A 14,133-nucleotide genomic window follows, 5' to 3' on the forward strand; every position below is an offset into this window, starting at 1 on the left:
TTCATTTGGTTTCTTCGATATTTGCTTCGGCCCTGACTTCAGGTACTGAATAAAATCAGTATAACAAGGAATCCTGTGAAAATCAGGAACGGGCCCGCCGCTGTAACCGGGGACGAACGCTGCACACGGCCACTGCCACACTGTGACGGGAAGGCGCAGCCAGTAGGATGATCCGGGAGTCAGAAGACTTACCTGAATGGAGATGTGTCATCACTTTATGGCACCAAAGTGATGACGTTGTTGTGGTATGAAAAACGGTAACCCACACAGGCAAGATCCTGTGTGGGTTTTTTATTGCCTGAGCACATACCGGAGGTATCGGCACCCGCCAGGCAATAAAGCACGTCACACGATGTTTTGATATCACTCCTTTGCCGCCATTCAGACACCATGCGGGCTACGTTTTTAAACAAACCGTGTGTAAAGGGTGTGCTGCATGGACTCCGAATTAAGGCATCAACGTTCCGACGACATCGTTTCAGATCATATGGACCTTGAACTGAGGCGGCCCGAAAACGGTGAGAAGGGATGGACCAAAGAGATCCCCCTAAGGCCCGGGCTCTCCTTGATTCTTACCAAGGCAACCTATGCCGAAGGCGTGACCTCCCATTTCGAAATGGAGCGGTCCCCACTGCTCTTTTGCTTTGTACTCTCAGGAAGCGGCCGATCCATAGTCAACCTGGGGAAACCCAAGCCGACAATCATCCAGGCAGAAACAGGCACATGCACCGTATCCTGTTTTCCAAATTCCCAAGGGTACAGCCAATTTCCCCCTGAAAAACCCGTTCACATGCTCCACATCCAGGTCGACCCGGTCGTGTTGGGCATGTTCTCCCGGGGGGATATGGAGCAAGCCCCCGCCGATCTCCGGGCTGTTATGGAGGGGTGCCCCAAGACCCATTACCACTATGCGGGCTCCATGCCCCCTGCCATGCAAACCGCCCTTCACCAGCTTCTCAATTGCCCGTATCAGGGCCTGATCAAACGAGTCTTCCTCGAAAGCAAGGCCCTTGAGTTGATATCGCTTCAACTTGAACAGGCTGCCATTGCCAGAAACAGCATAAAAAAAACCGCTCCGCTTCGCCCTTCCGATATAGACCGTGTCCATGAGGCCATGGGCATTATCGTCGAGAATATGCAGACCCCGCCATCACTGCTGGAACTTGCCAGTCGAGTCGGGCTGAATGATTTCAAGCTCAAGCACGGGTTCAGGCAGGTCTGTGGGCAAACGGCCTTCGGCTATTTACATGAGCATCGGATGGAGAGAGCCCGCCAGCTTCTGGAAGAGGGCAACATGAATATCAAGGAGATATCGTATCAAGTTGGCTATATGGACGCGGGGCGATTCTCCGATGCCTTTAAAACCAAATTCGGCATCAGGCCGAGTATTTACCGAAGCAACACATGCTTCAGCGCCATGCCTTAAGCCTCCTCTTTTCCCGGAAGCCTGAGCCCCCTTTGCTTTGGGCCGAAGCACGGCTAAGGCAAAAATCAGGCAACAGCACACCGAGGAAGACTGCCTCCGTCAAAGCCGATTCCGTTCAAAAATCCATCCAGGTCATGCAAGAATCCGTTTCGGTCATACCACCCCCATTTCACCCCATGAACAGCGGCGCTATATTGCGGCTATACCATTACATGATGGCTTTATTTTTATCGTTTTTCACCCTTCAAAGGAGCCGGGTGCCCACTCTGATGATCCGTCATCAGCGCCTTGTGGCAACGAGGCTGCAAGGGCAACTCTGATGCGCTGAACTGCGGTTTGCCCCTTAAGTTCAGGCCCATCACTCGTAACAGATTCAGCTTTAAGGAACAGGTCATGAATAGAAACAGAGATCGATTTCCAAAGGGTTTTATGGCGTCGCTGCTCGTTGTACTGGTGGCTCTATCCCCATTATCAGCGTCTTTGGCGATGGCACAGGAGCAGAAAAAAGAATCGTCACCTTTTCGGCTTGAGCCCGTAACGGTTACGGCCCAAAAAGTAGAAGAGCATGTTCAGGATGTCCCCATGAGTCTGTCCGTCTTCACCGGCACCGACATCGAAGATTCCGGCAGCAAGGACATGAGTGATCTTGTTCGCTATGTCCCCAACCTGTTCATGAACGAATCCTCGGCGGAGAATTTATTGGTTTTAAGGGGTGTCTCCTCCTTTACAACCTCCATTTACTCTCCCACCGGGTTTTATGTGGACGGGGTCAATTTCCCGCTGCATTACATGTACAACACCGAACTGCTCGACCTTGAAAGGGCTGAGGTTTTGCGGGGCCCCCAAGGGACCCTGTACGGTCGAAACAGTGAATCCGGCGTCATCAACCTTGTGACCAGGCAGCCGGACAATGAGTTCAAGGGAAAGCTTTTCACCGAATACAGCAGCTACGACTCCTGGCGGGCCGGGATGAACGCAAGCGGACCCATTATCGAAAACACCCTCTATCTGGGCGTTGCGGCTCAAGCAAGTATCTCCGACGGCTTCATCACAAACACATGCAACGGCGATGATAAAAGCGCTGAAAAAGACCAGAAGAACGGCCGCGCCACCCTGAGGTGGACCCCCACGGATCAGTGGGACCTGTCCTTCACAGCCGATTTCATGGACACCGATGACCAGCAGAACTCCTACAGGTACCGCACAGGACCGTATGCAACGGATTATAACACCATCAGCCACAACGACGCCGATGAGTACTCCCGCCAGGAAGGCAACGGCCAGACACTGAACATGAAGTATTCCGGCGAGTCCTTCAACATGACCTCCGTCACCGGGCTACGGAACTATTCCCACAGCTACAGCACCGATATGGACTGCACCAATGACCTGGGCCCCCTCAACTGGGGGGCTTCGCCAAACAAATACAGCATCGACCATATGAGCCAGGAGGTCAGGCTGTTCTCCCCGGACAACCAAGGGCCCTTTCAATGGCTCGCGGGAATATACGGGTTCAAGGAGGAAACCGAAGTAACAAGCGAGAGAAAAGCCTGGGCCATGAAGGCCGACACCGATATCGACATCGACGGGTATGCAGGATTCGGACAGTGCACGGTCACGGTGTTGGATAAAATGCACCTGACGGCAGGCCTGAGATTTGACCATCAGCAACTGCACGGAACCATGACGGGCAAAGGCGGGGCCGGGGTCATCGATCAGGACAAAAAGCTGGATTACAATGAGTGGCTCCCGAAGTTCTCCATTGCCTATGACCTTACCGGCAATGTCATGGCGTATACCACGGCGTCCAAAGGGTACATGGTCGGCGGGTACAACTATGGCTACATGCCCAGCGATAAAGAGGCGTTCTATTATGATCCCGAATACACCTGGAACTACGAGGCAGGTATCAAGACATCGTGGCTGAATGAGCGGCTCATTGCCAACCTGGCTGCCTTTTACATCGATATCGACGACAAACAGGTGGTGGAGTGGTCCTTTGCCGCAGGCACGTCCATAAACAACGCGGCAAAGGCCCATTGCATGGGCGTGGAACTGGAAGTTCAGGCCCGCCCCCTTCCCGGCCTGGACCTGTTCTCCGGCTTTGGGTACGTCAAATCAGAGTTCGACGACTGGAAGGCCCTGCAACAGGACGGCTCTTTTTATGATTTTGACGGAAACAGCCTCCCCAATGTCCCGCAGTACACCTACAACCTGGGCGCATCCTATTTCCTTGAAAATGGATTGTTCACAAGGGCGGAACTCCTCGGCACAGGTGAGTTTTACGGAGACCCCAAAAACAACACCAAACAGGAAGCATACGAGATCGTAAACCTTCGCTTTGGGTACGAAGCCGAGAGCTGGAAGGTGGAAGTCTGGAGCAAAAACCTGCTGGATGAAGAATACGTCACGGCTCTGTTCGACAACAGCGCCATGGGCCTTGGCGAGCTGGTCCAGGATGGCGACCCCAGAACAATCGGCATTACGACCAGTTATTACTTTTAAACACCGACGTCTCTGGGCGCAAAAAGTAAGTTGCCGTTTTCAAGGCGATATTCTTGCCCTACGAACAAGCCGGGTGCCCCTCTTTTCCACCTACCGGAGCACTCGGCCCTCACGATCCCCAGGCCAGGCAAAGGCCTCGCATTTAGGCTTTCTACGTAACAATAGAGACTTACATAAGGAGCGGCATCATGCCCTATTCCCCGAAAATAGACGCAGATTTTAGCACGCTGTATGAAATAATGACGGGCCCGGTTCAATCAAAGCTTCTGTTCGTCGGCATGGAGCTGAAGGTGTTTAATCAGCTGAAGGAACCCAGATCATCCCGTGAGGTGGCTGAGGCCCTGGGAACCCACCTCGAAAATACCAGGCTCTTTTTAAATGGCCTCACAGCCATGGGCTTGGTGACAAAAAGCAACCATCTATACCAGAACACGCCTTTTACACAAACCTCCCTTGTGGAAGGGAGCCCGACATGCTTCAGCGACATGCTCAGGCAAATAGCGTCCATGCGGGAACGTGCCATTGCCGATCTCTCAGCGCTGGTCAAAAAAGGTCCTCCCCTGCCCTCAAAAGAGACAGACATGGGAGATGAAGAGGTCTGGGCCCGGTATGCCGTGTCAATGGCCAACTACCAGAGAGCCGGGGCAGCCCAACAAGCCGTTGAGATTGTCTCGGCCATTCCGGAATTTTCCTCGTTTAAAACCATGCTGGATTTGGGGGGAGGCCCCGGGATCATAGGGATAGCCCTTGTCAAAGCACACCCCACCATGAACGGAGTCATCTTTGATCAACCGGCCGTTGCCCGTATTGCTGAGCAGTTCATCAAAGAGCACCACATGGAAAATCGCATCACGACCATGGGGGGTGATTACAACGAGGACCCCATTGGCGGAAAATACGACCTGATATGGGCAAGCACAACACTCAACTTTGCCGAACCGAACATTGACAGCCTTATACAAAAAATATATGAATCCCTAAATCCAGGAGGTTACTTTGTCAGCATCGCCGATGGACTGACCTGTGAACGCACACAGCCCGGACACTATGTGCTGGACCAGCTTCCCTCAGCGCTCATGGGCCATGATTTCGGCATGAACCAGGGCGTTATCGCAGGCGCCATGGTCCGTACCGGCTTTCAAACAGTCCGCAGCCAGACCATTCAAACCCCCATGATGCCCATGGAATTGGACATAGCCAGAAAGGCCTTATACCCATCATGAAGCACCCAACCATCCAGTTTAAAATGACTCTTTTGTTTGTCATGTACATGCTGCAGAACATCTATACCGGCTTAACCTGGGTTCTGCTGCCAATTCTCATGCGGAAGCAGGGGTTCGGTCTCAGTGAAATCGGCTTTTCTGTTTTGGTATACAGCCCCTGGGCCTTAAAATTTCTCTACGCATCACAGGTTGACCGCTGGCACTTTCCCTGGCTGGGGCGCCGTAAAAGCTGGTTTGCCCCTTTCATGATCCTGACCTGCCTTGCATTGCCCGTTCTGGCGTTTCTGGATCCCCAAACCCAGCTTGACAAAGTACTCATGGTGGTATTTTTCCTCAACCTGTGCACATCCACCGCAGACATTGCCGTCGATGGATACGCAACGGATATCTTACAGCCCCATGAAATGCCCATGGGCAACACCATACAGATGTCTGGCTATTGGACCGGGATGCTCATCGGATCAAGCTTTTTCATAAGGCTGTATGAATCATCGGGCTGGAGTCATACCTTCATGGCGCTCACCGGACTCTACTGCCTGTTGACCGTGCCTGTTTTGCTGCATGGCGAAATCAAGCCCCTCACCTCGGCAGAAACAGACCAACGTGCCGAGGACAACCGTCCAAGTGCCCTGGCATTTGTCAGGACCGGGTCATTCGTGTATGTCGTGATGTTCCTGATAATCAGCTCACTAGTCATGCGGGCGGGAAGCCAGCTCCGGTTTCCTATGCTGGTGGACAAGGGATTCAACACAGATGATATCGGCAAACTCATGATGTACTTCGGCACTCCCATGTCCATTCTCGGGTCTGTTATCGGAGGGGCCTGTATCAAGCGGATGGGCGAAGGGAAGGTGTTTGTTGCGGGATGCCTCATGTCGGCGGTCGTGGGGTTGTGGTCCGTAGGGTTGCTCAAACTTCAACACCCATCCATCCATGAGGCATCCGTGATGTTTGCCGTTGAGTACCTGATGATGGGCATGATGATGGTCCTGGCTTACAACCTGATCATGAAAGTCAGCGCTGGCCACCAGTCCGCCACAAACTTCGCCGTGCTATGCGCGTCCAATCATATCATTTCGTTTATCGTGATGTCCGCCATGGGCGTATTGTGCGACCAGACCGGATACATCATCCTCTTCTCCGCACTGACGGCCACGGCCCTTTTGCTCATCATTCCCGGTCGAGGGTTGATTCTCAACCGAATCCTTTCACCACCCGATGACTCCTTACACGAAAAACCCATGAAGATGGCTGGGTAAGGAGTCAGGAAAAGGACAAAAAGCAATGCCTCCGGCGGCGAGGTGAGCCACCTTGAAAGCTTGTTGCCCCTGCGCTTTACCCCTCGTCCCCCGGGTTAAAGCGCAGCGGCATTCGTTGCACATTTATCTTGCCCCTGAAAGCAAAGCGCATAACCAGCCGAGAGATTAACCAGTTGACTCCATTTTGTAAGCCGTCATTCCGTAACAGGCGGGTAAGGCATTGTTTCCAGAGCATTCTGTGCCCGTTCCATGGCCGCTTCATGGCGTTCCGGTATCCCCTGGTTCCACGCATTCAACCTGGCCCCGCCTTTCAGGCTGGAGTATGAGCTCGCGCCCCCCTGTACCGTGGAACTTCCCACGTTCCTGGCAGAATCAACGGTAACAACAACCGTACCCGACGTAGAATCCGTGAACCCAGATTTTATTTGTTCTTTGTCCCAGGTTACGACTCCGGCACCAACACCACGGGCACCTTTTAGAATACTTTTCCCTATATTCAGGGCTGCACTGCCCAGCCCCTTTGTCACCTCGACACCTCCGGAAGCAATGTCAGCCCCCGCATGAATGCTATCTTTTCCCAGCCTGAAAATGCCACCGGATAAACGGCCAACAACCCCAAGCAGAATTTTATCCATTTGCACTTTGGGAGCATTGAGGGGGCCCGTAATCTTGATGGTATTATACTTCACATTTCTGTCGGTCAATATCGAGGAGTTAAGGTGCAGCGACTCTGTGTTGACCGCAAGACCGATGTCGGCATCAAGGCCGGTGGCTCCTATAGCCTTCCGTGTTGCCGATGGAACCATGGCACCCAATGTATCCAGCTTGAAACCTGTCACCCGAACCTGGGCGTTTATCAGGGGGAAACCGACCCCGACATGGCCAATTGCCCCTAAAAGTCCCAGGTATGCCGTTGGATGATCTTCAGGCTGGCTAAGCGCAAATGATCCCGAGACAGAGGCCGGTGGACTCTCTTCCCTGGTGTCAAACAAGCGCAGCCCACTGACGTTGAGTTCAATATCTTTTATCGGTAAAGCGATGCCTTTTTTGGGCAGGGAATCATTCTGATACGTCAGAGCCCCGTCTTCCAGCCGGGCTTTTTTAAACATGATAACCGGCCGCTTGGTTTCGGCAGAGGGCTCGCTGGGCGCCACTTCCGTAATCTGTTCATCTGCTTTGCCCCTCCGCCCCTTCAACATCCCGATCAACCGTTTAAGTATGCCGGGTTTCTCTTTTGGCGGCTCAACGATGTCCGGTTCTTCCACCGGCCCGCCAAAGATCTCCCCCAGGCGCTGCCAATTGGATGCGCCGTCTTCCTGGACAATCAGGGATAACGAAGGCCCCTTTACCCGGACACTCTCAATCACCATTTCCGGTGCCCCAAAATCCAGCCCGTCACTGTGAATCTCCAACCTGTCCAGGCCGGCAAACGGCTCCATTTCAAAGCCGGGTGGTTGGTCCACCCTGAGCCCACTCAAGCCAAACAGGATCTTGCCGCAAAGGATATCCCCCTGCATCACATCACGGAGCTGCAGGTCATCCACAGCCAGATCAAGTTGCAATTCAGAGGACCATTGCTGCTTCGAGAGGCCATCGATAAGTGAAATGCGAATGTTTTCAAGATGTATGGTGTCTATGCCAATAGAGGGAATGGACACCCCACTCTCATCAGGGTCCACAGGGGGATCGGTATCAGGTTCTGCATCTGCTTTGCCTGGCTTCACGATATTCTGAACACTCACGTTTCCCTCGTCATCACGTATGACTACGATGGACAGATCTTTCAGCACGAGCTCTTCTGCAGTAAGAGAACCAACAAGCAGCGAGATCAGCTTGACGTCCAGCACCAACGTTTCAAGGTGCAGAAGCGGTGTTGATCCGAACTGTTGCGGTGAATTGATGGTAAACCCCTTGACTTCCACTCGCCCCTCTACCAACTCAACATCAATGGCATCAAGGGACCCGCCACCGGCCAGATAGGTATTCAGGAGTTTATGGATCTGGGTGTGCGCAATTGAATTGATGTTCATGTTCAGGATGCTCAACGCAATGATCACAACCAGCGTTAAGCCTGTCAACGCGCCCCACCACCACTTCAATCGATAATTTTTTTTGTTGTGTGCGCTCATCACAGGCAGTCCCATAGGGTCGGCATAGACAACACCTGTCATCATCCGACCATTCCCGACGTATTGATGTTTGATTAACTGAAGGCTGGTTATTTTCTGGCTGCAGCAGAACAAATCACGCAAAATCCAGGCTCTGCCTCAGAACATACTGGATTCATGCAGGGGCGAAGCGACGTGCAAGTGCCCCGATGTTCTCCGTTCATTTCATGAACGCAAGCCACACGGGTTGGGTTGATATGAGCTTATGCCCATTTTTCCTATTATAACGCCACGACATGGCTTTTGCCATTGGAAAACAAGCCGTTAAAACAGATCCCGCAACGACAAATGCCCCTGCGAAGATTAAGCATAGTTCTATTGGGAAAGACGTCAGAAAGGCTCTGTAAAGAAAGAAGGACGCTGTCAGATCTGTGGTGCAGAGCATGACAAAATCTGATCAGAAAGACGTGGAATCTGTTCTCCCCTACCCCGGGACCACATGATCCCGGGGCGGGTTGGGGGGGCGTAAAGAGGGCTTCCGGCTGGAGCCCTCAATTAGAAATGATGCACGTAACGCACATTGTATCGGTTGCCTTCCGTTCGGTTTTCAGCGCCCGATTCAAAGTAAACGTTTACGAGAAGGTTATCATCCTTGCCCAGATGGAGCACACCGCCAGGGCCGATGGCAAAGACTTTCTCGGCAGTGCCGTCGATACGTTTGCCATCATATTCTGTATCTTGATACTGGTTGAGATAATACCCGTTCAGCCCGAGCCGGAGCCGACCGGGAATCACCTCATAGGCCGTTGTAAAGTTCGCATGGAAGGCATCCCCGGCCCGTGTCTCCGTCACACCAGCCAATCCATCGTTGGGGTCATCATTTTTAAAGTTATAAAGATAGTGAAGCCGAGCTGAAACGGTGAGCTTTGGCGTCAGAAAGGCGGTAAATGCCCAATAGGGGTTGAATGTATAGGTGTTGGAGCCTGGGTTCAGTTCCTTGTCAGAATCATATTTTCCCGTGGGAAAGGTAACCTGAAGCTCAATCCGATGCATGAATTTCGGCCCATTGGCCCCCATGATGGGATCCCACTGAATAAACGGCCCCACAAGAACATCTCCGAGCCCGGTACCATTGTCTTCAGGAAAGGGCGCATCCATGGCGTAAGACATATCCAGCCCCACCACCGGGATCATGACATTCACACCCCATTTGCCCCCCAGGAAAACAGGCTGATCCGACTGATAAATAAACTGAGACATGGATATCCAGACATCAAGATTCTCATCGGCACCGTCCGGCAATGCCGCATCCCCCTGGGCATTTTTCAGTGAATCAGACTCGTAGTATTGCACATACTGAGAGTAATAGAACCCCGGCCCCGATGGCGGGCCCCCGTCCAGAAAGCTTGTGAATCCCAAGTTCACACTTGGCATATCATACGCCATCGCCCCACCAATGGTTGCGAGCAGCCCCACAACCATCCCCACGAACCCTACCAACAATTTACCTCGCACAACCCCTCCTCAATCCCAAAATATGAGTCACATAGACCACGGAGCGCCAACCGCCCTCAAAAACACGTCCGAGCAAAAGATGCCAGCCGCTTGTTTCTATACACAGAAACAAAGAGCCCATTTTGTAGCAAGACTTTCGCATAATCGCAAGCTCGATTTTTCATTCCACGAACAAAGATCGGGCGACCCCACGTAGCAGACTATAGTTTTGAAACAACTTGAGTAAAAAGAGTGGAATTCTCTAATGGTGGGTGGACGGGACCAGGGAAAGCACGTCCCAAACCGGATATTTTATGAGAGGGCCATATCAGGTGAGCACGTCACGCTTTGCCAACCCCACGTACATCGAATGGTAACAGGTTGCCGGTGCGGGTGGCGGGTTATTTCTATGAATTTTGAAATGAATAACCATGGAATATAACGAGAAAAAAACTATTGACACTCCGAGAGGATGAATCTATGGTGGATCGTAATAACTAGTTATTATCATTGAAAGGCGACCCGACAGGATGCTGTCACATCCTGCCAGGCCTGACCAAAACAACCTGTAAAGGAGGTCGTTATGGCTAAGCGGTTTTTTACACCAGCCCCCGATCCATTTCAAGTCGTATTTTCCTTCATGCGCGGCATCCCGCGCCACGTTTACCACCATCATTGCCGATTCAAATGGCCTATGAACACGTGTGTTTCTGACTGACGGCGGGGAAAACGCCCCTTCGAAATTCTGCGCGTCTTCGAGCTGCACTGGCAATGAAGGAGTTCTGCCACTTTTCCTCCTCACCTCACCGAAGGTGCGTTTTCCCTTTCCCGATGCCTGAAGGGCTCTTTTGCCTTTTGGTGCAGCCTTGTCCCTTTTCCCGATTTTTTTGGGGGAAGGAATCATCAGGGCACAGGGGTAAGGCCAGAGGGAATAGGTCATAGCACAATAGACCCTGCGTTCCATACGCTGCGGTTCCGGTGTATCGGTGCATTTGGCTTTTCAGGTACAGCCATAAACGCCGATGCCCCCGGGCAAATGCTATGGCCTATTCCCGACTTCTTGAATGCCCCCCTGTTTTTCTATGCCCTTCTTTCCCTATCACCTAATTCATTGGGAGTTCACCATGACCACGTCACCGGGAATGTTCGACGGCTCCGAAATTTCGGAGCTGTGCGACTCCATCAAAGACATCCACCGTCTGTTAAAATCTGTGGGGGCTTTTCACGCGGAACTGGATGAGGCAGAAGCGCCGGGTGGAAACGGCCTTCAGATCGACTTCAAAAAATGGGGAATCCGAACCATCACCGAAGACCTCTTGGCCCGGCAGTATGCCAAGATTGATCGGATGGCGGCAATTTATAAGGAGGAGCAGGATAAAATGCGGGGAAGGTGATGGCGCTTTCGCGCATTAGATGGGCACGTTTCGATGTGCCCGCCCTACCCTCTTTAAAGGTGGATTATTCCGTGCACACCAAACGCAAAAAGGGCACCCACATTTGGGTGCCTTTAACTTATGGTTTTTCTAAACTGACAGCCACCGCTTTGGCCAAGGCCTGGGATGGTTGGCGGTATAAAAAATGCCTGAAAGTTCGGGGGCTCAACAGCCCTCTCCTCCTATGCCCAACGGGCTGCAAAAAAGCTGCGCAATGATGGGCTTCGGGCGAGTGTGATGGATATCTATGCGATGAGCAACAGATTCCACAAGGCTGATTTTTATTACAACAAGACCACCTTTCGATTCCCAGTTCCAACCTCCGACAGCCCGGAAATTATCAAGGGTGCTCTTGTGGCCTTTGCCGAAATTTACCAGGAAGACCCACATTTCAAAAAGCTGGGAATCCATATGCGGGAGCTGACCCAAGAGAAACCAGAGCAGCAACTCCTCTTTGATAAAGTAGACCGGGGCCAGTCTTCGGCCCTGATGAAAGCAATGGATGCGGTAAATGCCAACATGGGACGCCGTACCGTCAGTTATGCATCATCCGGACTCTCCACTGGCCTTTCAGAGCCCAAAGCATGGCGCACTCAATTCAACCACAAGTCCCCTTCCTATACCACTCGGTGGGATCAGCTTCTTCGAGTGACCTGAACCCTTCCATCTGGCCCAGTTTACATTTTCAATGTTAGCATTCCGGGTCTTTTTTATCCTTCCTTGCAATTATGTCCGCCAAGGAGTAAGAATTTAATTCCGTGATGATAAATAGCTGATATATCGTTGACTATCCAGTCAATAGAAATTGCCGATTTTGAGATCATGGATTTCGATTAGGACATTGTTCTTTTCTGTACACAGAACAGCATGGCAGGTTGTCACGAAAATCATGAATTATACGGATTATCAGACATCTTTGTCGGATAATCCTTGAATCAAGGGTAATATCCGACAGTTTTGTCCTTATTTGTCCCTGAGAGGGGATTATCGGACAGAAATGTCGGATAATAATTGTTCGCCAGCAAAAGGATAAACAAGATGAAAGAGGAAAATAAAGACACCTGGTTTCCAGCAATGAAATATGGTGTTGGGTGGGGTCTGCCTATTACGTGGCAAGGCTGGGCTGTCTTTTTATCATATATTGCTCTTTTGTTTCTGGGAGGTTTTTTTATTGGAAAGTCTCCTTTTCTGATTGTCCTATTTGTGATTTATGCGTTCATTCTGACTGGCATATTCCTTTATATCTGTTGGAAAAAGGGAGAAAAGCCAGATGTTCGGTGGGGGAAAAAATTATAAATATCGCCTTCGGCGAACAAGCGCTTGCACGCCGACCGGGCGCAAGTGCCACTTTTCAGGCGATGCCACTTTTTGGCGTCCGGAGTATTTCAAACATTTTCACGCTTCCGCGCCCGTCGGGTGAAGCGCGGCGTTATCTGTAAATGAAAGAATCAAAATGTCCAATACAACGATATTTTTTACACAAGTAGCGTCAATTGTTTTTTTTATTATTACAATTTTTTCTCTTTATAGGATTCTTGTAAAACAAAAAGACTCTACTATTGAGCTCTTAAATCAAAAATGTGATTTTCTATCTAAACAGCTTAAATGGCTTTAAACGACACTCCAGATAAACTTGCTCAAAGACTTTCAGAACGTATTCAAATACAACAAGAAGAGCTTGAAAGACTATCAAAAGATAAAGACATCAATCAAAAACAAATATTTGAAACGCAAAATGCAGTTGAAATCCTCGAGAATGAACTCAATCAACTCAAAGAAATTGCGCCAGAATATTTTTGTCCACATTGCCAAGCACCAGTCATAAGTCATGATGTCTATTCACAGTCATATGAATACGGTGATATCGATCATGAATTTATTGCTTATGAATGTGGGTATTCATTATCTGATGGTGCAGTTACAAGTGTTTGTCAAGAAACAGATAACAATGCTAATTCAGCGGACGCAAAAAGCCGCGCCGCTGATTAGCGGCGTTAGGTGGGTTAAAACCAGCAACAATCAATCAAGATATTGGTAAGTTTTAAATGAATACATTTTTTTATTATATCTCAAATCTGACAAATGCTGAATCTACAGCATTGGCAGCATGGGTACAAGCTGGCGGATCAATTTTGGCAATCCTTGGTGCAGCAAGTATAGCGATATGGCAGGCTCGCAAACAGCATAAAAATGCCTTGAAACTTTATGCGGCCGAACAACGGCATGTAAAAAATGAGCTTACAAGAACTCTTTCAACTCTCGCAGAAAACTGTTTGAAAGCTATGGTATTTCTCTCAAACCAGTTGAAGAATCGCGAAGCCATTTCCGAAATTGCAGAAGGGCGCGTTCACTTTGACATAGGACTGCTCAACAGACTTGACAGCGCAATCATGGAAATTCCAATTCATAGTCTTCCAAGCTCATTGGTTACACCAACGATGATTTTAAATGCAAGCGTCCGCCAATTTCGAGAAAAGGTTGAAGTGGTGTTGAGTGTGCAAAGAAACATGGACACTGATGCTTTTGAGGATTTCTATCATTCGATTGACAAGTTGAATATGAGCATGAAAGCTACGTGTGAGGACATTAATAAAGAGGTTGTTAGTATACTGGATCAAGGGTAACGACAGGCCACCTAACAATGCAATTTCAGCGGACGCAAAAAGCCGCGCCGCTGAATTGCGG

12 protein-coding genes, 1 pseudogene and 1 riboswitch are annotated in these 14,133 nt (G+C 50.5%); of the genes and pseudogenes, 10 read left to right on the top strand and 3 right to left on the bottom strand.

What is annotated here, in order from left to right:
* The first annotated feature begins 23 nt into the window (after positions 1 to 23).
* Positions 24 to 210, top strand: a riboswitch (cobalamin riboswitch).
* Between the two features lie 226 nt (positions 211 to 436).
* From ACOYW0_RS02795 to ACOYW0_RS02810, 4 genes are all read left to right on the top strand, one after another.
* Positions 437 to 1,426: a helix-turn-helix transcriptional regulator gene (locus ACOYW0_RS02795; protein ID WP_482417065.1), complete on the top strand. Its 990-nt coding sequence runs from the start codon at positions 437 to 439 to the stop codon at positions 1,424 to 1,426.
* A 486-nt stretch (positions 1,427 to 1,912) separates the two neighbouring features.
* Positions 1,913 to 3,931: a TonB-dependent receptor gene (locus tag ACOYW0_RS02800; RefSeq protein WP_482417066.1), complete on the top strand. Its 2,019-nt coding sequence runs from the start codon at positions 1,913 to 1,915 to the stop codon at positions 3,929 to 3,931.
* A gap of 188 nt (positions 3,932 to 4,119) precedes the next feature.
* Positions 4,120 to 5,154 carry a methyltransferase gene (locus ACOYW0_RS02805; protein WP_482417067.1) on the top strand — a complete coding sequence of 345 codons (1,035 nt, stop codon included), beginning with the start codon at positions 4,120 to 4,122 and terminating at the stop codon, positions 5,152 to 5,154.
* Positions 5,151 to 6,413 carry an MFS transporter gene (locus ACOYW0_RS02810; RefSeq protein ID WP_482417068.1) on the top strand — a complete coding sequence of 421 codons (1,263 nt, stop codon included), beginning with the start codon at positions 5,151 to 5,153 and terminating at the stop codon, positions 6,411 to 6,413. Before ACOYW0_RS02805 ends, ACOYW0_RS02810 begins: the two co-directional genes overlap by 4 nt.
* Before the next feature lie 194 nt (positions 6,414 to 6,607).
* On the opposite strand, the gene ACOYW0_RS02815 is transcribed toward ACOYW0_RS02810, so the two are convergent.
* The 3 genes from ACOYW0_RS02815 to ACOYW0_RS02825 all read right to left on the bottom strand — a co-directional run bounded on the left by ACOYW0_RS02815 (position 6,608) and on the right by ACOYW0_RS02825 (position 10,955).
* Positions 6,608 to 8,587 carry a DUF748 domain-containing protein gene (locus ACOYW0_RS02815; RefSeq protein ID WP_482417069.1) on the bottom strand — a complete coding sequence of 660 codons (1,980 nt, stop codon included), beginning with the start codon at positions 8,585 to 8,587 and terminating at the stop codon, positions 6,608 to 6,610.
* Positions 8,588 to 9,076: 489 nt separating this feature from the next.
* Positions 9,077 to 10,036: a SphA family protein gene (locus ACOYW0_RS02820; protein WP_482417070.1), complete on the bottom strand. Its 960-nt coding sequence runs from the start codon at positions 10,034 to 10,036 to the stop codon at positions 9,077 to 9,079.
* Positions 10,037 to 10,493: 457 nt separating this feature from the next.
* Entirely contained in the window at positions 10,494 to 10,955 is a 462-nt protein-coding gene (locus ACOYW0_RS02825) for a hypothetical protein (protein WP_482417071.1), read from the bottom strand.
* A 184-nt stretch (positions 10,956 to 11,139) separates the two neighbouring features.
* Between ACOYW0_RS02825 and ACOYW0_RS02830 the strand changes: the two genes are divergently transcribed.
* From ACOYW0_RS02830 to ACOYW0_RS02855, 6 genes and pseudogenes are all read left to right on the top strand, one after another.
* Positions 11,140 to 11,409, top strand: a complete 270-nt coding sequence (locus ACOYW0_RS02830) for a hypothetical protein (protein ID WP_482417072.1) — start codon at positions 11,140 to 11,142, stop codon at positions 11,407 to 11,409.
* A 219-nt stretch (positions 11,410 to 11,628) separates the two neighbouring features.
* A pseudogene (locus tag ACOYW0_RS02835) lies at positions 11,629 to 11,883 on the top strand (DinB/UmuC family translesion DNA polymerase); the annotation flags it as partial.
* Positions 11,884 to 11,937: 54 nt separating this feature from the next.
* Positions 11,938 to 12,105, top strand: coding sequence for a DUF4113 domain-containing protein (locus ACOYW0_RS02840; protein ID WP_482418814.1), 168 nt, complete (start codon positions 11,938 to 11,940; stop codon positions 12,103 to 12,105).
* 381 nt (positions 12,106 to 12,486) lie between these two features.
* Positions 12,487 to 12,744 carry a hypothetical protein gene (locus ACOYW0_RS02845; protein ID WP_482417073.1) on the top strand — a complete coding sequence of 86 codons (258 nt, stop codon included), beginning with the start codon at positions 12,487 to 12,489 and terminating at the stop codon, positions 12,742 to 12,744.
* Positions 12,745 to 13,053: 309 nt separating this feature from the next.
* A complete protein-coding gene (locus ACOYW0_RS02850) occupies positions 13,054 to 13,437 on the top strand; it encodes a hypothetical protein (protein WP_482417074.1) in 384 nt (127 codons plus the stop codon).
* 56 nt (positions 13,438 to 13,493) lie between these two features.
* A complete protein-coding gene (locus ACOYW0_RS02855) occupies positions 13,494 to 14,072 on the top strand; it encodes a hypothetical protein (RefSeq protein ID WP_482417075.1) in 579 nt (192 codons plus the stop codon).
* Positions 14,073 to 14,133: the final 61 nt, after the last annotated feature.

The sequence above is a fragment of the Desulfoluna sp. HI9BLuna genome (assembly GCF_056829775.1).

What these genes read in the sequence shown, in the direction of transcription:
- ACOYW0_RS02795 (WP_482417065.1), top strand. Translation starts at nt 437, where the DNA reads ATGGACTCCGAATTAAGGCATCAACGTTCCGACGACATCGTTTCAGAT.
- ACOYW0_RS02800 (WP_482417066.1), top strand. Translation starts at nt 1,913, where the DNA reads ATGGCACAGGAGCAGAAAAAAGAATCGTCACCTTTTCGGCTTGAGCCC.
- ACOYW0_RS02805 (WP_482417067.1), top strand. Translation starts at nt 4,120, where the DNA reads ATGCCCTATTCCCCGAAAATAGACGCAGATTTTAGCACGCTGTATGAA.
- ACOYW0_RS02810 (WP_482417068.1), top strand. Translation starts at nt 5,151, where the DNA reads ATGAAGCACCCAACCATCCAGTTTAAAATGACTCTTTTGTTTGTCATG.
- ACOYW0_RS02815 (WP_482417069.1), bottom strand. Translation starts at nt 8,587, where the DNA reads ATGATGACAGGTGTTGTCTATGCCGACCCTATGGGACTGCCTGTGATG.
- ACOYW0_RS02825 (WP_482417071.1), bottom strand. Translation starts at nt 10,955, where the DNA reads ATGACCTATTCCCTCTGGCCTTACCCCTGTGCCCTGATGATTCCTTCC.
- ACOYW0_RS02830 (WP_482417072.1), top strand. Translation starts at nt 11,140, where the DNA reads ATGACCACGTCACCGGGAATGTTCGACGGCTCCGAAATTTCGGAGCTG.
- ACOYW0_RS02840 (WP_482418814.1), top strand. Translation starts at nt 11,938, where the DNA reads ATGAAAGCAATGGATGCGGTAAATGCCAACATGGGACGCCGTACCGTC.
- ACOYW0_RS02845 (WP_482417073.1), top strand. Translation starts at nt 12,487, where the DNA reads ATGAAAGAGGAAAATAAAGACACCTGGTTTCCAGCAATGAAATATGGT.
- ACOYW0_RS02850 (WP_482417074.1), top strand. Translation starts at nt 13,054, where the DNA reads ATGGCTTTAAACGACACTCCAGATAAACTTGCTCAAAGACTTTCAGAA.
- ACOYW0_RS02855 (WP_482417075.1), top strand. Translation starts at nt 13,494, where the DNA reads ATGAATACATTTTTTTATTATATCTCAAATCTGACAAATGCTGAATCT.